Source organism: Psychromicrobium ferritrahens (assembly GCF_043789415.1).
Taxonomy (GTDB): Bacteria; Actinomycetota; Actinomycetes; order Actinomycetales; family Micrococcaceae; genus Renibacterium.
Genome location: NZ_JBDLLW010000001.1, coordinates 2003242 through 2029917, shown reverse-complemented (window position 1 = coordinate 2029917; position 26676 = coordinate 2003242). Strand labels below are relative to the sequence as shown.

Sequence of the window (26676 nt, the reverse complement as noted above, 5' to 3'; positions counted from 1 at the left end):
TTCCAGACCCGGATGCCGCCCGATCGGAGCGGCTAAGAACGCTGCGCTACGGGTGATCTGGAATCGATCAACTCGGCGCCGCTCAGGATAAATGACAGTCCTCGCTTGCCCCTGCTGAATGGCACGCTAAAGAAGGAGAGCAGCAGGATCAGCATCAGCAGAAGATTCAGGAAGGAGGCCCACAGCTCCGCTCCGAAGAGGACGCTCAGAATAGCGACCACGGTCAGCGAACCGCCGACCACCATAGCCCGCCACAGCCTGCGCAGCGAGCCGCCGCGAGCCGGCCACTTCGGCGCGAGCCAGACAATCCGCTGGCCCAGCGAGGCCCCGGAACCGAGGAGCGCAGGAATGAAGAACACCAGAAGCCCGGCCAACGCGTTCGAGAGAACTTGCAAGACGGCGTCCAGCTGAGCTGATTCAGTTCCGCCCAGCGCCCAAACAGCGATCGAGCCGATCATCAAGAGCAGGTACCCCACGACGCCGAACAGCATGAGATCGAGCAGCATACCGAACCAGCGACGCGCGCTCGATACCGGTCGAGGCTGGCGCTGTTGGGCTTCCAGCTTCCGCCGCGCAGGCATCCACCAGAGAAGCAACGGCGCAATCAACGCCCCGAGCAAGGCGCCAAGGGTGTTCATCAGCAAGTCGTCCACATCTCCGAGCCGGTACGCACAGGAGTACAGACCCCACACCCCGGTGGTTTGCGTCGCCTCGATCAAGAGCGAGACCGCGAAGCCGCTGAGCGTTGCGGTCACCACCCCGAAGGAGAAATACCGGCGGGCCAGAACACCCCAGGGGATGAAGAGCACCACATTGAAGACGACTTGCAGGGTGGTCCGGCTGGTCAGCACTCCCAGCAGGGATTCACCGCGGGTGTCCCGGGCGATGTCCTGCACGAAGTTGAAGAGCACGAACTGGGGTTCCTTAATTCCCTGCGCGGCGCACCAAGCCGAGTTCGAGCTGGGCAGTGGCAACAGCGTATAGGCGAAGATAGCCACCCAATAGACGCTCACCGCTGCGGCGCCCAGCACCCTGGGGAAGCTCGGCCTGCCGAATTTTCGGTATTGCCAGGCCAGAAGAGGAACGAAGGCCAACACGAAAACCATGCCTCCGCCGAGAACCGCCACCCAACCGGGCCATACCCATGCATCCATCGCCATGACCCTACTCACTTCGCCGACAACTCGCCAGTAAGCTATGAACAACTTCAATCGAAAGTTGGGTTCGATGGTGAAAGAGTCTCTGTCTCAGTGGTGGCGCCAAGCCGTCGTCTATCAGGTCTATCCGCGCAGCTTCGCTGATCAGAACGGTGATGGCCTGGGTGATCTTCCCGGTGTGACCTCTCGGATTCCTTACCTTCAGAAACTCGGAGTGGATGCCATCTGGCTCAGCCCGTTCTATCCCTCAGCCCTCGCCGATGGGGGTTACGACGTCGACGATTACCGGAACGTCGACCCTCGGCTGGGCAGCCTGGACGATTTCGATGCCATGGTCAAGGCAGCGCACCAGGCAGGCCTCAAGATCATTGTTGATATTGTGCCGAACCACTCCTCAGACCGTCATCCCTGGTTTCAGCAAGCACTCCGGACCCAACCCGGCTCGGCCGAGCGAGCGCGCTACCACTTCTACGACGGTCTGGGAGCGAACGGCGAATTGCCGCCCTCGGACTGGGTCTCGCATTTCGGCGGCAGCGCCTGGACCCGAGTGACTGCGGAGATGGCCGGCGGCCAGGCGGTGCCCGGCCAGTGGTACCTGCACCTCTTCGCCCGTGAACAGCCTGATTGGAACTGGGAGAATCCGGAGATCCACGAAGATTTCCTGCGCACCCTGCGGTTCTGGTCCGATCGCGAGGTGGACGGTTTCCGCGTGGACGTAGCTTCTGCGATGGCCAAGGACATGTCTCTGCCGCTACGATCCAAGCCGAACAATGACGTCTCGGTGGGCGACGGCACCGACCCGCTCTACGATCGCGATGAGGTGCACACCATCTTCGAAAGCTGGCGCACTGTCTTCGATCAGTACGATCCGCCGCGCACCGCGGTAGCTGAAGCCTGGGTGCCTTTCCCGGAACGGCTGGCGCTCTATGCCCGGCCCACCGAATTGGGACAAGCCTTCAACTTCGATCTGCTGCGTGCCGATTTCGGGGCGAACGCCTTCCGGCAGATCATCGCCAAATGCCTCGCCGAAGCAGCTGCCACTGGTTCGTCTTCGACCTGGGTCTTCTCGAACCATGACGTCGTCCGACACGCTTCACGCTATGGGCTGCCTGACAGCCTCGGTATAGCGGGGGAAGACACCTGGCTGATGTCCGGCGGTACTCAACCGGCTCTGGACGCCACCCGTGGTTCCCGGCGGGCGCGTGCAGCGACCCTGCTAATGCTGGCGCTTCCCGGTTCGGCCTATCTCTACCAAGGAGAGGAACTCGGTCTCTTCGAGGTGGCTGATCTGCCCTTGAACGCTCTGCAGGATCCGGTGTGGGACCGCACCGGGCATCAGCGGAAGGGCCGTGACGGTTGCCGGGTTCCCTTACCCTGGACCAAAGACGGCGCCTCATACGGTTTCGGGCCCGAAAGCGGGGCTCAGCCTTGGCTTCCGCAGCCCAGCTGGTTCAGCGCCTTCGCGGTGACCGAGCAGGAGAAGACCGCTGGCTCTTCGCTTGAGCTCTACCGAGATGCGCTGGCTGCGCGGCGTGCACTGCAGACCGACGAGGAACTGGAATGGCTTACCCCCTCGGACGTCGAGTCGGCACGGGCCGCGTCCGGTGACTCGAACGAGAGCGCCGCCGGGAGTTCAGCTGCCCAGGGAACCACCCAGAACCTGCTACATTTCCGCAGGCCCAATGGCTGGCAATCCATCACCAACTTCAGCGCCACAGCGCTTTCCTTGCCCGCCGAGCTGATCGGAGCGACCGTCGTACTAGCTTCCGAGCCGGGGCTGGCACCCGATACCCGGGTGGATGAGTCGATGGTTCTTCCGGCGGAAACCACCATCTGGCTGCATCAGGGCTAGGTCAGGTTCAGCCCTCTTGACCCAGGCATTGTTTGAGCACGGAACGCTGAACGGTGGCCGCCCGAGCGTACACTTCCCTGCCCTTTTCACTGAGGCCGACGATCATGCTGCGCCGGTCGAGGGGGCAAGCGGCTCGATCTACTAACCCGGCTTTTTCCAAACGGTCCACGATCCGGGAGAGAGCGCTCTGGGTGAGCGGGGATTCAATGGCCAGGTCTTTCATCCGGCACTGTTCCGCGGAGTACTCCGCGAGTAGGTCCAGGATCTCGAACTCGTTGTAGCCGATGTCGAACTGGCTTTCCAGCTCTCGTTCAATCGCGTTCGAGGTACGCAAATATGCATCTTGCACTGAGCGCCATTGCTCAACCAGTCCCACTTCGGCGCTATCGACGATCAGTGACGGCGCTGCTGCGCTGGAGGGGACTCCAACAGTGTTTCCCATGACCGCCACTTTACCATGATGAAGAATTAAATTCTGAGTAATATTTTTCCTTGTCATTCAATGATGCGTCATATAGTTTGGTCTCATGACCGCAACAGAACTCACCGCCGGGCGCTCGGCGCAGGATTCCGCCGCAGCGGATTCCACACTGAATAACAAATGGTCGGCCACCCAGATAATGCTGCTGATCGTGCTCTGCACCGTGCTAGCCCTCGACGGGCTGGACGTCTCCATGGTCGGCGTCGCGCTCCCCTCGATGGGCCGCGAACTTGGCCTGAGTACCGAATCTTTGCAGTGGATCGTCTCCGGTTATGTGCTCGGCTACGGCAGCCTTCTGCTGCTGGGCGGCCGGATGGCCGACCTGCTGGGCCGGCGCAAGATCTTCCTGATCGCGTTGAGCGTCTTCGCGGTAGCCTCCCTGCTGGGTGGCTTGGTCAACGACCCAACGCTGCTGATCGCAACCCGCTTCATCAAGGGCTTGGCGGCTGCTTTCACCGCGCCCACCGGATTCTCGATCATCACCACCAACTTCGCTGAGGGCAAGCCTCGCAACCGAGCGATTTCCATCTATTCCACCTTCGGCGCGAGCGGGTTCTCCCTCGGACTGGTGCTCGGCGGGTTGATGACGACGTTGAGCTGGCGTTGGACCTTCCTGATCGCGGTGCCGATCGCCGTCGTCGCAGTGCTTCTCGGCTTGAAATACATCCCGAAGGATAAGCCGAGCACCGAAGGCGGTCACGATATCGGCGGGGCCATAACACTCGCTCTCGGCATGCTGGGGCTTGTCTACACCCTGGTCTCCGCACCCGAAGTCGGCTGGGGTTCACCGCGGACGATTATTGGATTCATCGTCTCGGCACTCATCCTGGGCGCTTTCGGATTGATTGAAACCAAGGTCAGGCACCCGCTGATCCGCTTCGGGATTCTGCGTCAAGGCTGGGTAGCTCGGGCCAATCTCAGTATTATCGGGCTATTCGGCTCTTATCTCAGCTTCCAGTTCATCCTCACCATGTACCTGCAAAATGTGCTCGGCTGGTCACCACTGGGGATGGCTTTGGCCCTGCTGCCAACCGGACTAATCGTGGTGGCCAGTTCCCCCTTCGCCTCTAAGCTGATCGATCGGATTGGTGCCACCCGGCTGATCGTGGCGGGCTTGATCGCCCTCACCCTGGGTTATGTGCTGTTCCTGCGGGTGGGCACCAGCCCGAGCTATGCGGCGGATATCCTGCCCTCGGTGATTCTGCTCGGAATTGGCTTCGCCCTCGGGTTTCCCTCGATCAATGTACAAGCCACCGCAGGGATCCACGACGACGAACAGGGTCTGGCGGCGGGGCTGATCCAGACCAGCGGGCAGGTCGGCGCAGCACTCGTGCTGGCCGTGACCACGGCGCTGGTAACCGGCTCGCATTCTGCTTCTTCGGCTTCTTCGGCCAGTAGCCCTGCTGCGATGCTGGACACCTTCCGCCCCGGGTTGATCCTGAGTGCCGCCGTCGCTCTCGCCGCCCTACTGATCGCTGCGGCACCTCGCCGCCGAGCCAAGGCACTTGCCCAGAAGGCAGTAGTCGAGGTCTAGGCCGACGACTTAGATGTTCACAGTCCTTGGCCTGGGATCGTCTCTGATGATCCCAGGCCAACGACTTCAATGAGAGGACCGATATGAGCAATCGTCATTTCGTTTTTATTGAAGGCAGCTCGCGCAGTGGTGGAAATACCGCCGCGCTCGCCCGAAGAGCCCGCGCAAATCTCCCGGAGGGCGCGAGTTCGGAATGGATCAATCTCTTGGAGCTACCATTGCGGGATTTCGAGGACGCCGATGACTCGGAGAGCGCGCCGCCGATCTACCCCGACGGTAATGAAGGCACCTTGCTTGCAGCCACGCTGCGGGCCAGTGATCTGGTCATTGCCTCACCGCTGTATTGGTACAGTCTCTCGGCGCCGGTAAAGCGCTATCTGGATTACTGGTCCACTTGGCTCAAGATCCCTGGCCTGGGCTTCCGGCAGCAGATGGCGGAGCGCACCTTATGGGGCATCACGGTGGGCAATACACGCAATGCCGAAAAGGCCTCGGGGTTATCCACCTCGCTGCAACTCAGTGCTGAATATATGGGCATGCACTGGGGCGGTTTCTTATATGGCACCGGCGATCATCCGGGGGACATCTTGAGAGACGAGAAGGCCTTGATGGCCGCTGAGAGGTTATTCACGCCGTCGTTTGCGGCTGTGGGCTGAAGCAGGGATCAGTTCCGCTCACAGGCAACTCCATCATGATCGCCATCCAATTTTGGCCGATAACCCGGCTGACCGATGTGCAGCGGAGCAGCCCCCGCCTTACGCGCTTCCGCGCAATTCGCGTAGTACACCCCAGCCGGCGGTGGCGCCACCGTCTGTTGAGGTGCTGGCGCCGGCTTGACCAAGGGCTTCGGTGCTGGAACAGGAGCCGGGGCAGGCTTTTGCACAAGCGGCCGAGGAGCTGGGATTTGGGGCGCGGCTACCTCAGGTTTGGTGGTTGATGGCGCACTCGGAATCCTTGTTGGTGTTGGCATTGCAGTAGTCGTAGCAGCGGGCGACGCTGTCGTAATTGCGGGGGTACTGACTGGTTGAGAAGTGCTGATCGAGACATCAGGACTTACAGCAGCAACTTCGGTTCTGTTACTTGTGCTTGCTGTTGCAGCTCCCGCAATCAGTAAACTAACGGCCGCAGCCAGCCCCACTAGGGCATGAGCCCTAGAGCGCATCCAGGCCCAGCCACCGCGGCCAAAGACAATAACTATGAGTGAGACCAGAATAAGCAAGAACCCAAAAACCGCCAGGAAGCCGCCAAAACCCCCGCCGAGTCCAAGAAGAGAGAGAAGAGTAATGGCCCCCAGAACGATCCACGGTGCAATCCGCCTTTTCGAGGAAAGCGAATTGATCGCTGCGTCGCTACGACCGGGCACTGGGTTTGGCTGCTGACTTATTGGCTTCATCATGATTCCTTCTCATTTCATACGATGTGAAATCATACCGGCTATTTAATAAATTTGAAAGAAATTTAGGTACTAAATTTATCGATGGACTTAGCTGAATTATCAATAGACCCGGAGAGAGAGCAGTCGCTAACGTAGTTAATCAGGCACGCAGCTTAGGAGAAAACCCATGCACATCGATCTTTCCGGCAAGACAGCTCTGATTAGTGGTTCCACTCAAGGAATCGGGCTCGCCATTGCCACGGGTTTAGCGAGCTCTGGAGCTCGAGTGGTGATCAACGGCAGGCATGAAGAAGCGGTCGTCAAAGCAGCCGAGGGGATTCGCACTCAAGTTGCGGGAGCCGACGTCGTTGAACTCACCACTGATATCGCCACTGAAGAGGGTGTGGCTAAGGCTCTGAGCATCGTTCCCAGCGTGGATATTCTGGTCAATAATCTTGGTATCTTCGGGGTCAAAGACGCTTTGGAGATCACCGATGAAGAGTGGCTGCGGTATTTCGACGTGAATGTTCTCGCGGCGGTCAGGCTGACCCGCGCCTATCTGCCAGCCATGATGTCAGCGGGCTGGGGTCGGATCAGCTATATTGCAAGCGATTCGGCGGTTGTTATCCCTGAGGAGATGATCCACTATGGGGTTTCCAAGACCGCAATGCTCGGGGTTTCTCGCGGCTTCGCCAAAGCGGCAGCCGGTACCGGTGTCACGGTGAATTCGGTGATCGCAGGGCCGACTCACACCGCTGGAGTGGAGGACTTCGTGTACCAGTTGGTCGATAAAGAACTTCCCTGGGATGAAGCGCAGCGTGAATTCATGCGGCTGCACCGCCCGCAATCGCTGATTAAGCGTCTCATCGAACCCGAGGAAATCGCCAACTTGGTGGTTTACCTATCCTCCTCACTCGCCTCGGCGACCACCGGCGCGGCAGTCCGGGTGGACGGCGGGTATGTGGACTCGATCCTGCCGTAAGACTGTGCGGTAAAAACTGACAGGAATTTCTTCACCGGCATTCTTTGTTCCGATGCAAGTCCTGGAAAACGGGGTATTTAAATCCGGGCTTGCAGAGTTTCCGAAACCGTGTTTAACGGTTGTATGAGCTTGCTAGCTCATCTCGCGTACCTGAAATTTCCGTGTGGGCAAGCGTGCTCGGTGGCTAAAAATCCTTGCAGTAACCAGAGACTTTAATGGCTCCTAGCTGACTGATACGAACCATGATGTTCGCGGACGCCCTGAGGTTCTTAGCCACCAGGGCGAATCGCCAAGATGACTCGCCACCGCGCAAAACCCTGCCCTCAGCCCTGGAAATAGGCGCTAGCTGCCACCGGCACAGAAGAAGACGCTTCACGCGTCGATGTGCACAACACAACAATCTTCACCACCGAATAGGCCAAAGCGCGGTCACAACGCGACTAGAGGCCGCACTCCGTGCTGATCAGCTGCGCCGGACAAAAAACAAACCCGACCCACACTCTCGTGTGGACCGGGTTTGAATAACTGGCGGAGGATGGGGGATTTGAACCCCCGAGGGCGTTAACCCAACACGCGTTCCAGGCGTGCGCCATAGGCCGCTAGGCGAATCCTCCTTTTGCAATCACACACCTCACCCGCAAAGAGGTAAGGCGCAGAAGAGCAGACTCCAGAATACCCGAAAGCAAGGGCTGCCAAGAAATCCGCCGGTTCGACCGGAGATTCAAGACCGTATTCAGTCCCCCAACGGCCGTCCGAGGTCTCCACTTCTCGCTCAAAAACCCAGCTGGCGAACCCCTGACGAAATTTCGGCTAAACTTATTGGCAGCCCCTCGTGCGGCGTCATCCTGCGAACTCCCCCAGGACCGGAAGGTAGCAAGGGTAAGTAGGCTCTGGCGGGTGCACGAGGGGTCCTCCATTTCCAAGGAGCACCGCATGCCCGCTGGCCGTTTTGCGCCGAGCCCCTCCGGCGAATTCCATCTGGGAAACCTCCGTACCGCCATCTTGGCTTGGCTCTTCGCCAAGCACACTCATCGCAAATTCCTCCTGCGCATCGAAGATCTAGACCGAGTACGAGCTGGCTCCGAGGCCGAGCAGATCCAAGATCTCGCAGCGATTGGCCTGGACTGGGACGAGCCACCGGTGAGACAGAGCGAGCGAAGCGAACTGTATCTCGATGCTGTCGACCAGCTCAGGGCGAGAGACCTGCTCTTCGAGTGCTTCTGCACCCGCCGCGATATCGCCGAGGCAGCCTCCGCGCCCCACACCATCCCGGGTCACTATCCGGGAACCTGCCGCAACCTCTCCGCGTCGGAGCGTGCGGAAAAACGCCGCGAACGCCCGGCTGCTCTGCGACTGCGCGCAGCGACCGACAGTTTTCAGGTCCACGATCTGCTGCACGGCGATTACCGAGGCGAAGTCGATGACTTCGTGGTGATCCGCAATGACGGGGTTCCGGCCTACAATCTCGCGGTCGTGGTGGACGATGCCGCTCAGCGGATAGACCAGATCGTCCGCGGTGACGATCTGCTCAGTTCCGCCCCTCGTCAAGCCTATTTAGCCGGTCTGCTCGGCTACCCGATTCCGCAATACATCCACGTCCCACTGGCTCTCAATCCGCAAGGCCAGCGGCTCGCTAAACGTGATGGTGCGGTGACTTTACGAGAACTGGGAACAGAGCACGCCTTGCAACTGATCTTCGATTCCCTAGGGCTGCCCGCTTCGCTCCCCCGGGCCCTCGAGGTTTTCGATCCAACAGCCCTGCCGCGCGAGCCGTGGACCATCCACGCCTGAGCGACAATGGTGAAACTGTCAGCCTCAAGCACTAAGGTTTCTTAAGTGACCACTGCTCTTTACCGCCGTTACCGCCCGGACACGTTCTCCGACGTGATCGGCCAAGAACACGTCACCGAACCGTTGATGACGGCGCTGCGCAAGAACCGGGTTAACCACGCCTATCTGTTTTCGGGCCCGCGCGGCTGCGGTAAAACCACCTCAGCCCGGATTTTAGCCCGTTGCCTCAACTGTGCCCAGGGTCCCACAGACACACCTTGTGGAAGCTGCGATAGCTGCGTGGAACTGGCCAGGGGCGGCCCCGGTAGCCTCGACGTCATCGAGATCGACGCGGCCAGCCACGGTGGCGTAGACGATGCCCGCGATCTGCGCGAACGAGCCACCTTCGCCCCGGTGCGCGACCGCTACAAGATCTTCATCATCGACGAAGCCCACATGGTGACCAGCGCTGGCTTCAACGCGCTGCTGAAGATCGTGGAAGAGCCACCGGAGCACATTAAGTTCATCTTCGCGACCACCGAGCCGGATAAAGTGATCGGCACGATTCGTTCGCGGACCCATCACTACCCCTTCCGGCTGGTACCGCCGGAGCCACTGATGGCCTACCTGAATCAGCTCTGCGAGCAGGAACACGTCCCGGTTGCCCCTGGAGTGCTCTCCCTCGTGGTGCGCGCTGGCGGCGGTTCGGTCCGCGATTCACTCTCCGTGCTTGACCAGCTGATGGCTGGCGCGGGCGAGCAAGGGCTGGACTACGAACTCGCGGTTTCCTTGCTCGGTTACACCCACGCTTCACTGCTGGATCAAATCGTGGACGCGCTAGCAGCCGCCGACGCCGGAACAGTCTTCCGCGCTGTTGATCGGGTGATTCAGACCGGTCTCGACCCGCGCCGTTTCGTGGAAGATCTGCTGGAAAGATTCCGCGATCTGATCATTGTCCAGGCCATGCCGGAAAGCGCTCAAGCCATTTTGCGTGGTCTGCCGGAGGACCAGATCTCCCATATGCAGACCCAATCGACTCAACTCGGCCGTGCGGAGCTTTCCCGAGCGGCCGACGTCACCAATAATGCGCTCACCGAAATGACCGGCGCCACCTCACCCCGGCTGCACCTCGAGTTGCTCTGTGCCCGATTGCTGCTGCCCGGCGCGGATCAGAGCGAACGCGGCATCACCGCCCGGGTGGACCGGATTGAACGTCGGCTCAGCTACGCCGCGCCCACCGCTGCGAAACCTGCTGTCTCCTCTGCCGCAGAGAACCAACGGGAGCTCAGCGCTCAGCAGGACGACGTCCGCGCAGTCCAGGACGATGGCCGGACAGCTCAGGTCGCCAGCCCGGTGGCGGGCAGCGGCCCAGCTGCCAACCCTTCCGTTCAGCGCAACCCTTCCATTCAGCGCGAACCAACGACACAGCGCGAACCAACGACACAGGCAGCTCACGACGATGGCTGGGGGCTGCCACCCACAGAGGTTCAAGCCACCTCGACACCAGCCACCTCGACACCAGCGGCTTCGGCTTCAGCGAACTCTTCGTCGAGTGCCTCACGCCCGGCAGAGCCGGTTCAGGCGGCCGAGGCACCGGCTTCGGGCAACCGGTTGGAAGCCGCCGGACTCCGCCCTGACTCGGAGGCCCCGAACCAGCGCCCGGTAACCCCTCAGCCCTCTTCGGCGACTTCCGCCGAAGGCATCGACATGCTGCGCCGGGCATGGCCTGATGTGCTGGACCAGCTGACCAAGATCAAACGTTCCAGCTGGGCGTTGATCGCTCCCAACGCGGTTCCGCAGAGTTTCGACGGTCAGACCTTGCAACTGAATTTCAGCACCGATGGACTTGCCTCGGCCTTCAACCGGGGTGAGCACGCAGAGAACCTGCGTGCTGCAATAAAGTCCACTTTGGGCGTTGAATGCCAGATCTCAGCGGGTAGCGGTGCAGCCGCGCCGGCTAGCGCCAACGACGCACGGGGCTCTGAGCCAAACCCAAAAGCACCGGCTGACCCCGCGGAGCCAACCGCGGAGGCCGCTTTCGAGCCTGAAAATCCGCGCGAACGAGTGTGGCAACGGCCCGTTCAGGCCGAACCGGCTGACTCAGCGGTTCAGCCAGCCGCCCCGAGGCCGAACCGGCTGGCCACTGCGGCACCGGCTATCGCCGAACCGGGCTGGGGTGAGCTGAACGAAGCTCCGGAGTGGATCAGCGGGTCAGCTGAGCCGGCAGAGCCGAGGCGTGCCGAGCATGACGAGGCAACCCCGGCTGACACGCCCCCGACTGCCGCACCCTCAGCTGATCCGCGCTCAAAGGTTGCACCCTCCAAGGCACCCCCGGCCGATCCGGCGCCGCAGGCCCCGAGCGCGGTGGACGACGCGGCGCAGACCTTCGCGCCAAATTCAGTTGAGCCCTCAGTAGCCTCCGGGGCTGTGACGGCGAGCCCGGCGCCTTCCGCCTCGAACGCACAGCAGAGCGGTTCCAGCCTGTATCAGAGGCTGAGCCAGCAGGCGAAGATCGCAGAAGTCGCCGAGCCGGAGCCCGTCACGTCCTATCTTGAAGACATTCCGAGCGCCGATGATGAGACCATTGAGGAATCGGGGTTGGTGGGGCAGGCTGCAGTTGAACGAATCCTTGGTGGCCGCCTGATCGAAGAGCGCCGAGCAACCTCCCGAGGAGAGTAAACGTGTACGAAGGTGCGGTTCAGGAACTCATTGACGAACTCGGCCGGTTGCCAGGCATCGGCCCCAAGTCCGCCCAGCGTTTGGCCTTCCACATCCTTGAAGCAGATCCCGAGGACATGAAACGCTTGGTGTCCTCGATCGTGACGGTCAAGGAACGGGTGAAATTCTGCAGCATCTGCGGAAACGTCTCGGAAGAGGACACCTGCAGCATCTGCCGCGATCCTCGGCGCGACCCCACCGTGATCTGCGTGGTCGAAGAATCCAAGGATGTCATCGCGGTGGAGCGCACCCGCAGCTTTCGCGGCCGCTATCACGTGCTCGGCGGCGCCATCAACCCGATCGCCGGAATCGGCCCGGACCAGCTGCGAATCCGCGAACTGCTGAACCGGCTCAGCGACAGCCAGATCGAAGAGATCATCATTGCCACCGACCCGAACCTGGAGGGCGAGGCCACCGCGACCTACCTGGCGCGGATGCTCAAGACCATCGGTATCACGGTCACCCGTCTGGCCTCCGGGCTGCCGGTGGGAGGTGATCTGGAGTACGCCGATGAGATCACTCTGGGACGCGCCTTCGAAGGTCGCCGCAATGCGTTGAACTGAGCCGCTTCGAACGATTTCGGCTAGGTGACGGATCGCAGGTCGCGCAATATTTACTCCGCGATTCACCGCAGCGGGCGGTGGCGGCTAAGCTGAGAAACGTTCCCACAACTTTCAGGAGTTAACTAGGGCTATGGGTTTGATCGTTCAGAAATACGGAGGCTCTTCGGTCGCGGATGCAAGCGGAATCAAACGCGTCGCCGCAAGAGTAGTAGCCACCCACCAAGCCGGGCACGACGTCGTCGTGGTGGTTTCGGCCATGGGCGACACCACCGACGAGCTGCTCGATCTGGCGGCCCAAGTAGCCGAACATCCGCCCGCCCGGGAACTCGACATGCTGATGACGGCGGGCGAACGAATCTCCATGGCGCTGCTGGCGATGGCGATCAATAGCCAGGGCGCGGTCGCTCAATCCTTCACCGGCAGCCAGGCCGGCATGTTCACCGACAACATCCACGGCAAAGCCAGGATCATCGATGTCGACCCCCATCGCGTCCGCACCGCGGTGGATAAGGGAAACATCGCCATTGTGGCCGGTTTCCAGGGAATGAGCCGGAGCACCAACGAGATCACCACGATGGGCCGAGGCGGCTCCGACACCACTGCTGTGGCACTCGCCGCAGCCCTGGACGCCGATGTCTGCGAAATCTACACGGATGTGGACGGCGTCTACACAGCTGATCCCCGGGTAGTGCCCAGCGCAAAGAAAATCGAGCGCATCTCAAGCGAGGAAATGCTCGAACTGGCCGCCTCAGGCGCCAAGGTGCTGCACTTACGCAGCGTGGAATACGCCAGACGTTTCGGCTTGCCGATCCATGTCCGCTCCTCGTTCAGTGACCAGGAAGGGACCTGGGTACTGCCCACCACGAACGACAAGATGATCAGAGGCGAAGGAGTCGCTTTGGAACAGCCCATCATTTCAGGTGTTGCCCACGACCGGTCCGAGGGCAAGGTCACGGTGATCGGGGTACCCGACATCCCCGGCAAAGCCGCCGAGATCTTCGGCATCATCGCTGCCGCGCATTCGAATATCGACATGATCGTGCAGAACATCTCCACTCATGGCTCGGGGCGCACCGATATCTCCTTCACGCTGCCGATGGTGGAGGGCGCGGACGCCCTGCAAGCGCTCAAGGACGCCCAGGCTTCAGTGGGCTTCGAGGATCTGATCTATGACGAGGAGATCGGCAAGCTCTCGCTGATCGGAGCCGGAATGCGCTCCCACCCCGGGGTCTCCTATAAGTTCTTCAAGGCGCTCTCCGACGCCGGAGTGAACATCGATCTGATCTCCACGTCCGAGATCAGAATCTCCGTGGTCACTCGCGCGGATCTGCTGGATACCGCCGTCCGTGCGGTGCACATGGCCTTTGACCTGGACGGCACCGAAGAGGCTACGGTCTACGCCGGAACCGGCCGCTAAGTCCAGCTGAGTTTCGCGCCGCGCGCTGAGCTGGTCCCCGCACCGAAAGCGCGCGGGTGAAAAGCACGCAGGTGAGAAACGGAGTCGCCGGTGGGACCGGCGACTATCGTTTCACCTCAGGTGACCTGGGATCGGGGAATGGCAAGCAGCTTAGGCTGTGAAGCAGGACGTTTGGCAGCACGACAAAGGGGTACGGAAGATGGAAACCATCCTGTTACTGCTGGTAGGGGCGATGGCGGTCACCGTCGCCGCGCGCAAAATGGGCTTACCCGCCCCGCTGGTGGTGACCGCTGTAGCCTTGGCGGTCTCCTTCATCCCAGGAGTCGGCTTTGAGATCGATCCGGAAGTCATTCTGACCATTGTGCTGCCGCCCCTGCTGTTCTCGGCGGCGCTGGACATCTCCTTTCAGGACTTCGCCAATTCACTGCGGCAGATCCGCAGGCTCGGCATCATGCTCGTCATTCTCACCGCCCTGGTAGTCGGCGGGATAGCGAATATCCTGGTCCCCGATCTGACCCTTCCGGCGGCTCTGCTGATCGGCGCCATCGTGGCCCCACCGGACGCCGTTTCCGCCACCGCGATCGGCAAGAAACTCGGACTGCCGCGCCGGGTGATGACGGTGCTCTCCGGCGAGAGCCTGATCAACGACGCCGCAGCCCTCACTCTGTTCCGGCTCTTCCTGGTTCCGGTGCTGCTCGGCGCCGGGAATTTCAGCCAGAACGTCGTGGGTGAGGGCATCCTGCTGCTGCTCGTCAATATCGTGATCGGCGTGGGCTTCGGCCTGCTGATCGCCGTCGTCGTGCAGTTCATTCGGGAGCGGGTCAAAGACCCGCTGATCGAGACGGTGATCGGATTGTTGGTGCCCTTCGTCGCCTACATCTTCGCCGAGCACATCGGCTTCGAGATGAACGATCTGGAGTTCACCGGCTCGGGTGTACTCGCGGTGGTGGCAGCTGGGTTATCGCTCGGCTATAACGCTCCCAAGGCCAGTTACACCATGCGGCTTCAGGAGCAACCGATCTGGGCCTCAGTCGATGTGCTGCTGGAGGCTTTCGTTTTCGCGGTGATCGGTTTGCAGTTCAAAGAGGTCATCCAGAGCGCCGTCGAGAGCCCGCACGGTCTGGGCTTCAGCCTGGGCGTCGCTTTCATCCTGCTCGCGGTGACCATTCTGATCCGGCCAGCCTATGTCTTCCTGAGTTACTATCGCCGTCGGACGCCGCGGGCGCTGCGCCGTCAGCAACGGCGCGGCCGCTCCGAGCCGGAGATGAGCTGGCAGGATCTGGTGGTGATCTCCTGGACCGGAATGCGCGGCGTGGTCACCCTGGCCTCCGCCGCCACGGTAACCGGTCTAGCGGCCTCGCAATACATTCCGGCCAAGGACATCATCTATTTGACCGCCTTCGTGGTCACCATTGGCACCCTGCTAATCCAGGGGGTTACGCTGCCCTTCGTGATCAAGTGGCTCAAGGTCACCGACCCTGATCAGGCCAAGCGCGACGCCGTAGCGGAACGCGAGCTGGTGGCCAAGACCTATGAGGTGGCGTTCCGGGAGATGCAGCCGCAGTGGGAGGCCATCAGTAAGAACCTAGGCCCGGAGATCGCGGATAAAATCCTGAATCGGTTCAAGCAGCTCGCCCTCGCGCAGACCCAAGCTCAACGAGCTGATGAGGAATTGGAGGAGGCGACGGACGAGGTAGAGACAGCGGATTCCGCGACGCCGGGCAAGCCATCTGCGCAGCAGCGCAAGGAAATGAGCAATTTCATGAACGACACCAGACGGATGCTCAATGACATCCGGCGCAGCGTGATCATCCGCGAGCGCGACGCCGGGAACCTCGATGAAGAGGTGATGCGCACCGTGCTAATGGACCTCGATGCGGAATCCTTCGCAATGGATAAGTCCTGGCAGAACCGGATGCGAGCTTAGCCTCGAGTGGATATCGTGTCATCGAAGATCAGCGCACTCAGTCCGGAAGACTGGCTGCCGCGCGCTGCTGCGCACCACGCCTTGGTGGATCGTTATGCAGAGCCCTATCTACAACGGAGATCAGCAGCTCAGCCGCACCCGGTGGAGGATTTTCTCTTCACCTACTACACCCTGAAACCGGGGCAATTGCGCCGCTGGCATCCCGGCAGCGGCATCGTGCTGCTCGGCGAGGAGGCCAGGGAACGCCTGGAATGGAAACACTACCGAGAAGCCACTGCCACTGAGCGAGAAATCCTCGGACTGAACGCCCAGGAAATCGCGGTGACGGTCGATACCGAGGCTTTTCTCGAGGCCAGGGCATCTGCGGTTACCTTCACACTGGAGCTGCTCAAGCGCACCGCAGCACGCCCCGCGCAATTCGGCTGTTTCGGGTTGCACGAGTGGGCTATGGTCTATCGGAGCGAGTCGAACGGTGCCCGGCACGATTACCTGGACTTGCGTCTGGGTGCAGCTGGTACCGATCAGGTGGTTGAAGAGAATCGGATCCGTTGCTCGCACTTCGATGCTTTCCGCTTCTACACTCCGGAGGCCATACCGCTCAATGAACTGCAGCCGAGCAGAGAGACCCAGCGCGACCTTGAGCAGCCGGGCTGCCTGCACGCCAATATGGATCTCTATAAATGGACGTATAAGCTGCTGCCACTGTTGTCCAGCGAACTTCTGATGGAAGCCTTTGAGTTGTCGTGGAGGGTTCGTGCGATGGATATGCGAGCCTCGCCCTATGCTCTTCAGGAGTGGGGGTATCCGGCGATTCGAATCGAATCCGCCGAGGGCAAAGCCGAATATGCTGCGCTGCAGAGGAAGTTCAGCGAGCAGGCCGCTGAACTGCGGTCACGGTTGCTCAACGATCTGAGTACACGCCTTCCAGAAGAGCTGGTTCAGGCCTAGGCTGAAGTCATTCGATGAGCAGGAATGGCACGGGAAAAATCATGAAACACGCTATAGCGTTACGGCTCACTGCTCTCCTGTGCGGATCAAGCCTAGCCCTGCTCCTGGGGGCCTGCGCCACACCCTCAAACCCCGCCGCCAGCGGTCCCGCACAGACCCATTCCACGAATGCCCCCGCCCCCTCGGTCGCTGAAACTTCACTGACCGTCGTTGTGCAGGCTGATCCAGCGTCCGCCTCCAGTACTAGCACGCTGAAGTGCGACGGCGGAGCCGCGCTCTCCGGCTCGACGGTGAGCGATCCGGGCAAGGCCTGCGCCGCCCTGGAAGCTTCAGGAAAAAGCGTTTTCGAAAACGTCAGCACTCCGCAGAGTTGCACCTTGCAGTCGGGCGGCCCGCAAACGGCGAAAGTCACCGGAGTATTCAAGGGCTCAGCCGTGAACAAAACCTTTGACCAGCATGACGGCTGCGCGATCGCCGAATGGAAGCTGCTCGCTCCGCTCTTCGGCGACATCGGATCAAACACCAGATAACCAGGCCTCAGGTCTTGTCCACCGGCAAGACTCCTGAGATGATCTGAGAAGAATTAATTTCAATTTTGAATCATATGTGAGCGAGGGAACCATGGGACTGTTCGATCGAGCCAAGAACGCCTTCAGCGGTGGCAATCAGGATTGGGCAGCGCAGGCCCAAGCCGCCCAGGAACTGGCCTCGCAGCAGCTTCGCGACGGCGGCTACACCGATGGCAGCCAAGTCACAGCAGCCAACGCTGGGCAAGTTTCCGCACAGCTTCAAGCCGATCACGATGTGCTCAACGCCTACGGCCAGGAGCTCAATCGAATCATCGCCATCGGCGCCCCCGGAAGCTCAGTGATCACCGGACTGGTCGACACCGGAGAACGCACCGCCGGAAACCCGTGGTATCAGCTTGAAGTGCTCGTCACGCTCCCCGGCGCGGCGCCTTATTCGGTGACCAAACGAGAAATGGTAGCCGCCCAGTTTTTAGCCAATTACTCCATTGGCAGCAGCCACGACGTCGCAGTTGATCCTGCCGACCCGCAGAACATTGCGCTGACCAGTTAGGCACCCCAATGGGCGTCTTCGGAGACATCCTCCGGCTGATGAAGGCCGGTCAGCAGCAACGGCACAATACTGACTGGCGGGAGAATCTGCGGCAATCAGCCGATCTCTCGGAACAGCTAGCTGCCCAGCCAGCGGTGAACCACGGCATCTCCGCCGCCAATCCCTTCGCCGCCATGACTCTCTACGCGGGGATGCTGCAAGGCAGCGGCACTGTCCTCGCACTGCACCGCACGAGTCAGGATCTGCTGGGTTCACCGATCTACACCGTGGAGCTAGAACTCAGTTTCCCCGGTCAGCCAAACTACCGAGCGAGCTACCAGACGATGATCGCCGAAGCCGCGCTGCACAACTGGAAGGTGGGCGCGAAACTGCCTTTCCGGGTGAGCCCTGATGATCCGAACGCGCTCATGCTGGGTTGAACGCTTCGACCGAACCTCCGGCGAGGCGAGCAACTGCCAGGAATCGGCCCCTTCCCGGATAAGCCGAAATTACCAGTTTGCTCTGGAATTACCAGTTTGCTCTGGCCCGGCTCCGTACCGCGTGCAATAATCGCCGTCATGACTCCTCAGTCGCAGTCCGGCGATCTGAGCCGCACTGAATTCATCGATGTGAATCTGCGGGAATCGCGTTTCGCCAGGGCTGATCTTTCTGGCGTGGTGATGCGCGCGGTTGAGATAGCGGGAGCGGACATCGATTCCCCGTGGTTGCTGGAAGGTGAGAACTCACTGCTGATCAACGGCGTCGACGTCGTCCCTTTCATCGACGCCGAACTGAACCGCCGATTCCCCGGTCGCGCTGAACGGCAAGCCAAAGACCCTGAGGGACTCCGCAGCGCTTGGGCCCAAATCGAGCAGAGCTGGGATGCCGTGCTCGCTCGGGTCGCTGCGATGCCTCCGGGTACTGTCGATGCCTCTGTTGCCGGAGAGTGGTCCTTCGCGCAGACGCTGCGCCACTTAGTGATGGCCACGGACACGTGGCTGGGTCGCGGGATCCTGGAGCTCAAGCAGCCCTATCACCCGATCGGGCAGCCAAACGCCGAATACGAAACCGACGGCTACGAGATGGCGGTTTTCTCAACCGAGAACCCGAGCTACCCGGAGGTGCTCGAAGCCCGCGCGAACCGGATCTCCATGGTGCGTAATTTCCTCGCCGATGTCACCGTGGAGGAACTGAGGGTGATGCACCGCGAGCCGTGGAACCCCGAATACCGAGCGACCACACTCTCCTGCTTGCACACCATCTTCGACGAAGAATGGTCTCATCAGCGCTATGCACTCCGGGATCTCGATGCTCTCGAGGCCGGAAGAGCAGCCAAAGGCTGAAGCCAGGGAAGGCCTCCGCAGGCAGAGATGCCACTGACTCTCAGAACGGGGAAAAGCTCGCTAGAATGGTTCTGCAAGCTCGCGGAGCGCTGTTGTGCCAACCGGAATAGTAGCGTGAGACGGCAAGGTTTCATGGCTGCTCTTCAGTCTCCGCGACACCCGCTTCTTAAAAAACAGGAGTCACCGGATGCCCCGGATCGTTGTCGACGTCATGCTCAAACCCGAAATCCTCGATCCGCAGGGGAAGGCCATTGCAGGGGCCCTCCCCCGGCTCGGCTTCACCGACTTCAGCGGGGTGCGTCAGGGCAAGCGTTTTGAATTGACGGTTGATGGCGAGGTGACCGAAACCACGCTGGCCAAGGCCCGTGAGGCCGCAGAAACCCTGCTCTCCAATCCGGTGATCGAAGACGTGGTAAACGTCGAGGTTCTCGATGACTGATCTCTCTTTCACCGATGCCCTGAGCTCCGGCCTCTCCGCCGTCGATCTGTCCGCTGCCCGGATCGGCGTGGTGACTTTCCCGGGCACCCTCGACGACCGTGACGCCGCTCGCGCCGTGCGGCTCTCCGGAGCTACCGCCGTCGAACTATGGCACGCCGATGATGATCTGTACAACGTCGACGCCGTGGTGATCCCCGGTGGCTTCTCCTACGGCGATTATCTACGCGCCGGCGCGATCTCTCGTTTCGCACCGCTGATGTCTAAGGTGATCGATGCGGCGAACTCCCATGCGAAACTGCCGGTGCTCGGCATCTGCAATGGTTTTCAGATCCTCACCGAATCGCAGCTGTTGCCCGGCTCGATGGTGAAGAACGATCATTTGAAGTTCATCTGCCGTGATCAGGAACTGCGCGTGGAGAGCACCTCGACGGCCTGGACCAACGCTTACACCGCGGGGCAGAGCATCACGGTTCCCTTGAAAAATCAGGACGGTCAGTACATCGCAGATGAAAAGACGCTGGATGCGCTGGAGGCGGAAGGCAGGGTTGTCTTCCGCTATCTGGGGCCCAATCCGAACGGCTCACGCCGCGATATCGCCGGAATTACGAATCAGGCGGGCAATGTGGTCGGCCTGATGCCGCATCCCGAGCACGCCGTGGAGTCCGGGTTCGGCCCATCCTCCGAAGCGGGTCCGCACACCGGAACCGACGGCCTCGGCTTCTTCTCCTCTGTCCTGAACACCATCCTCTCGGGGGCAAAAGCGTGACCACCTCTCCAAGCGAAAAGACCGGATTCAATATCGATACGGTCTCGAATGCCGCAGCTACCCCCCAGACCGAGTTGCCCTGGGCCGAGCTGGGCCTGAAGGACAATGAATTCGCCAGGATCAAAGAGATCCTGGGACGCCGCCCCACCGCCGCCGAGCTGGCGATGTACTCGGTGATGTGGAGCGAGCACTGCTCCTATAAATCCTCCAAGGTGCATCTTCGTCAGTTCGGCGACAAGGTCACCGAGGAGATGAAGCAGCACCTGCTGGTCGGCATCGGCGAGAACGCCGGCGTCGTCGATATCGGTGACGGCTGGGCAGTGACCTTCAAGGTCGAATCGCACAACCACCCCTCTTTTGTGGAACCGTACCAGGGCGCGGCGACCGGCATCGGCGGCATCGTCCGTGACATCATCTCGATGGGCGCCCGCCCCGTCGCGGTGATGGACCCGCTGCGCTTCGGTGCGATCGATCACCCGGACACCGCCCGCCTGGTGCACGGCATCGTCTCCGGCATCGGCGGCTACGGCAATTCGCTCGGCCTGCCGAATATCGGTGGCGAAGTGGTTTTCGACTCGGTCTACCAGGGCAATCCGCTGGTCAATGCGCTCGCAGTGGGCGTGCTGCGGCACGAGGACATCCGGCTAGCCAACGCTTCCGGCGTCGGCAACCGCGTGGTGCTCTTCGGCGCGCGTACCGGCGGCGACGGCATCGGCGGTGCCTCGGTGCTGGCCTCGGAGTCTTTCGACGACGCCAAGCCCTCGAAGCGCCCCGCCGTCCAGGTGGGCGATCCGTTTGCGGAGAAAGTGCTGATCGAGTGCTGCCTCGAGCTGTTCAAAGCCTCGATCGTGGATGGTATCCAGGACCTCGGAGCGGCGGGTATCTCCTGTGCCACTTCGGAGCTGGCGTCCAACGGCGAGGGCGGTATGCACGTCGAGCTGACCTCGGTACTGCTGCGCGATCCAACGCTGACGCCGGGCGAGATCCTGATGAGCGAGTCGCAGGAACGCATGATGGCCGTGGTGACTCCGGAGAATGTCGCGGATTTCGAAGCCGTGATGGCCAAATGGGACGTGGAATACTCCTGGCTGGGCGAGGTCACCGACACCGGTCGGCTGATCATCGACTGGGACGGCGAGACCATCGTCGACGTCGATCCGCGCACCGTGGCGCACGACGGCCCAGTCTACAACCGGCCGTTCCACCGGCCGGGGTGGCTCGACGGGGTGCAGGCTGATTCGTTTGTGCCTGAGGTTCCCGCCGATCTGGGGGCCGCCGTCGTCGAACTGATCTCTTCACCGAATATGGCCTCCAAATCCTGGGTCACCGACCAGTACGATCGCTATGTGCAGGGCAATACCGCGCAGGCGATGCCCGATGACGCCGGGGTGATCCGAGTGGATGAGAGCACCGGGCTGGGCGTGGCTTTGGCGACGGACGCGAACGGACGCTACTGCTATCTTGACCCTCGCGAAGGCGCTAAATTGGCCCTGGCCGAGGCGTACCGCAATGTGGCGACGTCGGGTGCCCGGCCGCTGGCGGTCACCGACTGCCTGAACTTCGGCTCCCCGGAGGACCCCGAGGTGATGTGGCAATTCGCCGAGGCGGTGACCGGCCTGGCAGATGCCTGCCAGGAACTTGGGGTGCCGGTGACCGGCGGCAACGTCTCGCTCTATAACCAGACGGGAGGGGTGGCGATCCACCCGACCCCGGTGGTCGGCGTGCTCGGCGTGTTTGACGACGTCGCCCGGCGCACCCCCTCCGGTTGGCGGGAAGACGGCCAAGCCATCTACTTGCTGGGCACCACTCGCGCTGAGCTGGACGGTTCGGAGTGGGCGAATCTGCGCGGGCACCTGGGTGGCAAGCCCCCGGCGGTCAATCTAGCTCAGGAGAAGGCTCTGGCGGAGATCCTGATCAACGCCTCGCGCGACGGCATGGTCGACGCGGCGCACGATTTGTCCGAGGGCGGTCTGGCCGCGGCTTTGGTCGAGTCCTCGCTGCGCTTCGGCGTCGGCGCCAGGGTCGGCCTGGATGAGTTAGCTGCCAGGGATGGGATCTCCGTGTTCGAAGCGCTGTTCTCCGAGTCGCAGGCCCGTGCACTGGTTTCGGTGCCCCGCTCTGAAGAGGTCCGGTTCAATGACATGTGCTCCGCCCGTGGTTTCGAGCACCTGCGGATCGGTGTGGTCGATGCTGAGTCGGGAGTCTTGGATGTGCAGGGGGCCTTCGTGCTCAGCCTGGAGGAGTTACGTGAGGCCCACGAGGGGACGCTGCCGAAGTATTTTGGCTAGTTAGGGTGCAAAAGTCTCAAAATCAAAATTTTGATTTTGAGACTTTTGGACTTCAGTCCTCAATTTTCTCGTCCCTTAACTGGCTACTTGGCTGCCAACTTACTCAGGAGCTTGGGTGCTGCACGCCAGACAAAGGCGTTTCCATTCTTACTTCGCAGAAGGTAACCACTGCTTTCCATACTTCGGAGGTCATTGCGAGCTGTTTGCCCGGTAACTCGGTAGTAGCGTGCATACCCTGCGGCGTCGATAACTAAGTCTCCTTCGCGGGAAGCCCGCTCGAGGAAAGATGCTTGCCGCTGGTTCAATTCGCGTGTGCCTTGCAGAGCACCGCGAACCTGCGCCAGTTCCCTACTTTTGGCGGCAAGATACTCATCAAGTTCATCAAGCGCCCTGATAAAAATCTCTAGTTGATAGTGAATGAAGTATGTGAGGTCACCTCCATCGTCCTCGGTATAGAGGTAGGCAAGTGAGTACTGACTGGGTGCTTTTTTGAGGATTTTGGAGATAGAGACATACTCGCTCAGCCAATAACCTTGATGAAGCATGCTCCAATAGAAAAGCGCTCGAGCAGTACGCCCGTTGCCATCAGCAAAGTAGTGATCGTATCCCACCATGAAATGAACGATGATCGCTCTGACTACTGGTGGCATATATGGGGAGTGCTCTAGCAGATCATTGGCAAAGTCACACAACGACCGCAACCTTGACGGCAACTCGTCCGCTGAGGGTGGCTGATGAATCGCAATTTCACCGTCCCACACCGCAACCCGAATCTGATCGGCGGTCTCCAAGCGCCCAGCATCGGCAGGATCTTCTAAGGTGTCTTCAGTAAGAATCCGATGCAGCTCAAGCACAAAATCAGGGGTCAATGGTTCAGTTGCCGCTTCACGGATTCTCCGCATCGCCAAATAGTTATTGAGGATCATCACCTCCGACTTATCCGTGGGTGGACGACCAGACTCTAGCATCTCCGTAGCGACTCTGCGGGATGTCACCGCGCCTTCAAGTTGACTGGAGGTGATCGCCTCCTCAATAAGTGATTTCACAATATATTGGTCGCGGCCCTGAGCACCAATAACCTCTTCTGCACTGCCGATATGCCCACTGGCGCGCCTAGCGATCTCCTCCGAAGTACGCAGGATCCTATCGGTCATGTTAAACCAAAATGGGCTCTTCTCCTTATCAGTCAATTTAAGAAATCGCTGCTGCCTCCCCCTTGCAAGCTTGAGAGCTGCCCACCATTCTCTGTGTCCCCAATCATTCGGCGGCGTCCGGTAACGAAGTTGATCCCAATGTAGGTATCGATCATCTTCAACGTTGGTGGTAAAGATCTTGAGGTACTCACGTTGATCACGCTCTAGTATCTCCATGAGAATTGTCTCAACCTCAGGAGCAGGCATCGGGAGTTTCATTCTCAATCCTCCAAAAGTCTCAAAATCAAAATTTTGATTTTGAGCAATCCTATCGCACAGCTGGACATCTCAGCCCTGTCTCCACCGCCCCTTCCAGGATTCGAAGAGCACGACGCCGCAAGATTTACACGGTAGAGCTAAAAGTAAATATCCGCTAGGGCGGGTCAGCCCATACCCTTCCCGCCCGCTAAGTCCCGGGCCGCCCGAAGGTATCGGGCGGTGACCACTCGCTGAATCAGCTGGCTCACCGGCGCACCCAGGGTATAAATCCCCGGAGCTGGCTTGCTGAAGGCCAGCACCGAAAAGTGCACGACGCTGTCGTCCGCAAGCTCAGCGACGAAGGCTTCCTCACCGCGAGCCGGGTGACCTGGCAAGGTGCCATAGCCAAAGCCTCTCAGCCGGGGATCCTCGGCGTCCGACCAGACGACTCGGCACGGAACGGGCAGCCTCAGCGGTCCCCAGCCAAAACCGCAGACTACTCGATTGCCCACCGTAGCCGGGCCTTCCGCTTGCGGCCGCAGCCCAGCGCCGCGTTGGATTCCCCAGTTCAGAATCGACTCGGACAGCCGTTCGAAGACCTCAGGTCCGTGACCGACCTCGATTCGCTGGAACACCCGGCGATACCCCTGGGGCCAGAGTTCGGTGGACGCCGGGCCGGCTTCCACCAGGCTGCGACTCAAACCAACCTGGGAGTAACTGAAGTCCTCAGTCATGGCTGCCTCGCTCAACCAGGCCGCGCCAATCGAGCGCTTCCCGCTGTGCCTTCGACAGGCTGGCAACCACCAGGTCATAGGAGTCTTCAATCAAGTCCCGGATCATCTCCTCAGCCAAGCTTCCAGAACAGCTCACCGTGTTCCAGTGCTTTTTGTTCATGTGATAGCCCGGGGTGATTTCCGGGTGTGCCGCACGTAGCTGTTCGGCCAGCGCTGGATCGCATTTCAAATTGACCCTGAGCGGAGCGGAGCCTTCCCAGAAGAGCGCGAACATCTTTGTTTCGCTGCGGGCTCCAGCGGGAACCGCCGCCCTGATCTTCATCACCGCAGTCTCGGGGCCGAAGGGGTGATCCTCGAAGGCTCCCGGAAGTGCCAGGCAGAGCTGGCGAAGACGAGCGAGCTGCATCAGCGCACCTTGAGGAAGTCTTCGAGCAGCACGACCTTGAGCCCAGATTTCTTTTGCGCTGCCAGGAAGGCCGCGAAATCTTGCGGAAATTCTGGTCGGAAGTGCATCAGCACGATATCTCCGGGCTGAAGCGAGTTCCCCTCTTGATAGCTCACCTTTCCCGCTTTCACCTCGACGTTCCAGTCGATGAGCGCCTTCAGCCCGCATTCGGCAGCCGCTTTCCGCAGGGATTTCGTATAGGGGCCTCCGGGTGGCCGGAAGAACACCGGCTTGCGCCCATAGATTCCTTCTTCGTAGTCCGACATCTGGCAGATCTCTTGCTTCTGCTTGTCATGAGGCAGTCGGATCAGGTTGAGCAGATGGGAGATCGAGTGGTTCTCGATCAGACTGCCGTCGGCCAGAAATGACTTGAAGTACTCTGGGTTCTCGCCGATAAAGAGTTGCGCAAGGAAAAGCGTGGCCTTGATATTGTGCGCTTTGAGCAACTCGACTTGCTGCTGGGTCTTATTGGCGCCGTCGTCAATGGTGAGGAAGACGACCTTCTGCTGAGTGGGGACCTTGGTGACCACCGGAACCATGCCATCTTTGACCTCCGGCAGTGTGAAATCACCCGCAGGAGCGCCGGGCTCAGTGGTGTTCGATCCGGTGGAAGGACTCGAGCTGTGCGAAGGGTCCGATGACGGCGTCTCCGTTGCGTTCGGGCTCGCCGAAGGGGTCACCGTGGAAGGAGAGCTTGAGGCGTTCCCCACCGGGCTCCGAGGAGCTTCCAACTGCCATATCGTGTCCGCGGCGAAGCCCAGCACCAGGAGAACGCAAAGCGCAGCAAGGATCCAGCGAAGGGGTTGAGCTCTCTGCCGAGATTGCATTGATGATGCCTCGTTCTATACAGCGATTAAGTCCCCCTGAAAAGGGTAACTGAGTTACTGCCCCAAACCGATCAGGGGAGCCTCAATGGCGGGGCAGGTGTCCATCACCACCGACAGTCCGGCGGCGGTTGCTCGCTGAGCGGCAGCTTCATCGACGACTCCCAGTTGCAGCCATACTGCCCGAGCACCGATCTCAATGGCCTGATCGACGATGGCTCCCACCCGTTCGGAATTGACGAAGCAATCCACGACGTCGATCGAACCGGGAATCTCGGCGAGCTGAGTATAGCCTTGCGCACCGTGGACCTCCTCGCCCTTTGGATTGACCGGTACGATCTCCATCCCGAGCTTCTCCTGCAGGTACTTGGCCACCCTGAAGGCGGGTCGCAAGGTGTTGTTGGACAAACCCACGACGGCCCACCGCCCCGGAGAACCGAGGAGCGCTGCAATGGTCTCTCGATCTTTGAACTGATCGACGTTGAAATGGCCCATGTTTTCAGCCTACGCCTGATTCTCGGGGGACTTTATGACGCATCTCACCCTCCACTGCCCGTGTTTAAGGCCGGCTTCCTCACATCGGAGGTCGGCTACCTTACCTCACCTGCGAGACCTTGGCACAGTGATGAACCAGGTCACTCAACTATTCAGGAGGAGCTTTGA

Annotated in this window: 25 protein-coding genes, 1 tRNA gene and 1 other RNA gene; 18 read left to right on the top strand and 9 right to left on the bottom strand. The window is 60.6% G+C overall.

Annotation, left to right across the window (positions count from 1 at the left end; genetic code table 11):
• Nucleotides 1-32: 32 nt before the first annotated feature.
• Nucleotides 33-1160: a VanZ family protein gene (locus tag ABDK06_RS09310; protein WP_394940678.1), complete on the bottom strand. Its 1128-nt coding sequence runs from the start codon at nucleotides 1158-1160 to the stop codon at nucleotides 33-35.
• A 67-nt stretch (nucleotides 1161-1227) separates the two neighbouring features.
• On the opposite strand from ABDK06_RS09310, the gene ABDK06_RS09305 reads away from it, so the two are divergent.
• Entirely contained in the window at nucleotides 1228-3009 is a 1782-nt protein-coding gene (locus ABDK06_RS09305) for a glycoside hydrolase family 13 protein (RefSeq protein WP_394940677.1), read from the top strand.
• Between the two features lie 7 nt (nucleotides 3010-3016).
• On the opposite strand, the gene ABDK06_RS09300 is transcribed toward ABDK06_RS09305, so the two are convergent.
• Nucleotides 3017-3451 (bottom strand): MarR family winged helix-turn-helix transcriptional regulator, encoded by a 435-nt coding sequence (locus ABDK06_RS09300; protein ID WP_394940676.1) that lies wholly within the window; start codon nucleotides 3449-3451, stop codon nucleotides 3017-3019.
• An 85-nt stretch (nucleotides 3452-3536) separates the two neighbouring features.
• Here ABDK06_RS09300 and ABDK06_RS09295 point away from each other — a divergent pair, with 85 nt between their 5' ends.
• A complete protein-coding gene (locus tag ABDK06_RS09295) occupies nucleotides 3537-5024 on the top strand; it encodes an MFS transporter (RefSeq protein ID WP_394940675.1) in 1488 nt (495 codons plus the stop codon).
• A gap of 83 nt (nucleotides 5025-5107) precedes the next feature.
• A complete protein-coding gene (locus ABDK06_RS09290; RefSeq protein ID WP_394940674.1) occupies nucleotides 5108-5680 on the top strand; it encodes a flavodoxin family protein in 573 nt (190 codons plus the stop codon).
• A gap of 8 nt (nucleotides 5681-5688) precedes the next feature.
• Here ABDK06_RS09290 and ABDK06_RS09285 read toward each other — a convergent pair whose 3' ends face one another.
• Nucleotides 5689-5994, bottom strand: coding sequence for an excalibur calcium-binding domain-containing protein (locus ABDK06_RS09285; protein ID WP_394940673.1), 306 nt, complete (start codon nucleotides 5992-5994; stop codon nucleotides 5689-5691).
• A gap of 592 nt (nucleotides 5995-6586) precedes the next feature.
• On the opposite strand from ABDK06_RS09285, the gene ABDK06_RS09280 reads away from it, so the two are divergent.
• The gene (locus ABDK06_RS09280) at nucleotides 6587-7381 is read left to right on the top strand and encodes an SDR family NAD(P)-dependent oxidoreductase (RefSeq protein WP_394940672.1); all 795 of its coding nucleotides are present in this window, start codon (nucleotides 6587-6589) and stop codon (nucleotides 7379-7381) included.
• Between the two features lie 526 nt (nucleotides 7382-7907).
• Here ABDK06_RS09280 and ABDK06_RS09275 read toward each other — a convergent pair.
• Nucleotides 7908-7995 (bottom strand) — tRNA-Ser (locus ABDK06_RS09275).
• A 207-nt stretch (nucleotides 7996-8202) separates the two neighbouring features.
• Here ABDK06_RS09275 and ffs point away from each other — a divergent pair.
• The 14 genes from ffs to purL all read left to right on the top strand — a co-directional run bounded on the left by ffs (nucleotide 8203) and on the right by purL (nucleotide 22619).
• Nucleotides 8203-8298, top strand: an RNA gene (ffs, locus tag ABDK06_RS09270) — signal recognition particle sRNA small type.
• A gap of 16 nt (nucleotides 8299-8314) precedes the next feature.
• Entirely contained in the window at nucleotides 8315-9172 is an 858-nt protein-coding gene (gene gluQRS, locus ABDK06_RS09265) for a tRNA glutamyl-Q(34) synthetase GluQRS (RefSeq protein ID WP_394940671.1), read from the top strand.
• A 45-nt stretch (nucleotides 9173-9217) separates the two neighbouring features.
• Complete coding sequence (locus tag ABDK06_RS09260; protein ID WP_394940670.1) at nucleotides 9218-11830, top strand: DNA polymerase III subunit gamma and tau; 2613 nt, start codon at nucleotides 9218-9220, stop codon at nucleotides 11828-11830.
• Nucleotides 11831-11832: 2 nt separating this feature from the next.
• On the top strand, nucleotides 11833-12432 hold the full coding sequence (gene recR / locus ABDK06_RS09255) for a recombination mediator RecR (protein ID WP_394940669.1): 600 nt from the start codon (nucleotides 11833-11835) through the stop codon (nucleotides 12430-12432).
• A 130-nt stretch (nucleotides 12433-12562) separates the two neighbouring features.
• Entirely contained in the window at nucleotides 12563-13849 is a 1287-nt protein-coding gene (locus ABDK06_RS09250) for an aspartate kinase (RefSeq protein ID WP_394940668.1), read from the top strand.
• A gap of 157 nt (nucleotides 13850-14006) precedes the next feature.
• The gene (locus ABDK06_RS09245) at nucleotides 14007-15776 is read left to right on the top strand and encodes a cation:proton antiporter (RefSeq protein WP_394940667.1); all 1770 of its coding nucleotides are present in this window, start codon (nucleotides 14007-14009) and stop codon (nucleotides 15774-15776) included.
• A 12-nt stretch (nucleotides 15777-15788) separates the two neighbouring features.
• Nucleotides 15789-16724, top strand: coding sequence for a 3-methyladenine DNA glycosylase (locus tag ABDK06_RS09240; RefSeq protein WP_394940828.1), 936 nt, complete (start codon nucleotides 15789-15791; stop codon nucleotides 16722-16724).
• Nucleotides 16725-16765: 41 nt separating this feature from the next.
• Nucleotides 16766-17254 carry a hypothetical protein gene (locus tag ABDK06_RS09235; RefSeq protein ID WP_394940666.1) on the top strand — a complete coding sequence of 163 codons (489 nt, stop codon included), beginning with the start codon at nucleotides 16766-16768 and terminating at the stop codon, nucleotides 17252-17254.
• Nucleotides 17255-17330: 76 nt separating this feature from the next.
• A complete protein-coding gene (locus tag ABDK06_RS09230; RefSeq protein ID WP_394940665.1) occupies nucleotides 17331-17804 on the top strand; it encodes a hypothetical protein in 474 nt (157 codons plus the stop codon).
• An 8-nt stretch (nucleotides 17805-17812) separates the two neighbouring features.
• Nucleotides 17813-18223, top strand: a complete 411-nt coding sequence (locus ABDK06_RS09225) for a DUF3592 domain-containing protein (protein ID WP_394940664.1) — start codon at nucleotides 17813-17815, stop codon at nucleotides 18221-18223.
• Nucleotides 18224-18361: 138 nt separating this feature from the next.
• Nucleotides 18362-19126: a DinB family protein gene (locus ABDK06_RS09220; RefSeq protein ID WP_394940663.1), complete on the top strand. Its 765-nt coding sequence runs from the start codon at nucleotides 18362-18364 to the stop codon at nucleotides 19124-19126.
• A gap of 187 nt (nucleotides 19127-19313) precedes the next feature.
• Entirely contained in the window at nucleotides 19314-19565 is a 252-nt protein-coding gene (gene purS / locus ABDK06_RS09215; protein ID WP_394940662.1) for a phosphoribosylformylglycinamidine synthase subunit PurS, read from the top strand.
• Nucleotides 19558-20331, top strand: a complete 774-nt coding sequence (purQ, locus tag ABDK06_RS09210; RefSeq protein WP_394940661.1) for a phosphoribosylformylglycinamidine synthase subunit PurQ — start codon at nucleotides 19558-19560, stop codon at nucleotides 20329-20331. The genes purS and purQ overlap by 8 nt, the downstream gene beginning before the upstream one ends.
• On the top strand, nucleotides 20328-22619 hold the full coding sequence (purL, locus tag ABDK06_RS09205) for a phosphoribosylformylglycinamidine synthase subunit PurL (protein ID WP_394940660.1): 2292 nt from the start codon (nucleotides 20328-20330) through the stop codon (nucleotides 22617-22619). Before purQ ends, purL begins: the two co-directional genes overlap by 4 nt.
• 83 nt (nucleotides 22620-22702) lie before the next feature.
• On the opposite strand, the gene ABDK06_RS09200 is transcribed toward purL, so the two are convergent.
• The 5 genes from ABDK06_RS09200 to ABDK06_RS09180 all read right to left on the bottom strand — a co-directional run bounded on the left by ABDK06_RS09200 (nucleotide 22703) and on the right by ABDK06_RS09180 (nucleotide 26508).
• Nucleotides 22703-24031, bottom strand: coding sequence for a Fic family protein (locus ABDK06_RS09200; protein ID WP_394940659.1), 1329 nt, complete (start codon nucleotides 24029-24031; stop codon nucleotides 22703-22705).
• A gap of 164 nt (nucleotides 24032-24195) precedes the next feature.
• On the bottom strand, nucleotides 24196-24744 hold the full coding sequence (locus tag ABDK06_RS09195) for a DUF1990 family protein (protein ID WP_394940658.1): 549 nt from the start codon (nucleotides 24742-24744) through the stop codon (nucleotides 24196-24198).
• Nucleotides 24737-25150 carry an MmcQ/YjbR family DNA-binding protein gene (locus ABDK06_RS09190; RefSeq protein WP_394940657.1) on the bottom strand — a complete coding sequence of 138 codons (414 nt, stop codon included), beginning with the start codon at nucleotides 25148-25150 and terminating at the stop codon, nucleotides 24737-24739. The genes ABDK06_RS09195 and ABDK06_RS09190 overlap by 8 nt, the downstream gene beginning before the upstream one ends.
• Nucleotides 25150-26016, bottom strand: coding sequence for a polysaccharide deacetylase family protein (locus ABDK06_RS09185; protein ID WP_394940656.1), 867 nt, complete (start codon nucleotides 26014-26016; stop codon nucleotides 25150-25152). Before ABDK06_RS09185 ends, ABDK06_RS09190 begins: the two co-directional genes overlap by 1 nt.
• A gap of 54 nt (nucleotides 26017-26070) precedes the next feature.
• Complete coding sequence (locus ABDK06_RS09180; protein ID WP_394940655.1) at nucleotides 26071-26508, bottom strand: CoA-binding protein; 438 nt, start codon at nucleotides 26506-26508, stop codon at nucleotides 26071-26073.
• Between the last annotated feature and the right edge of the window lie 168 nt (nucleotides 26509-26676).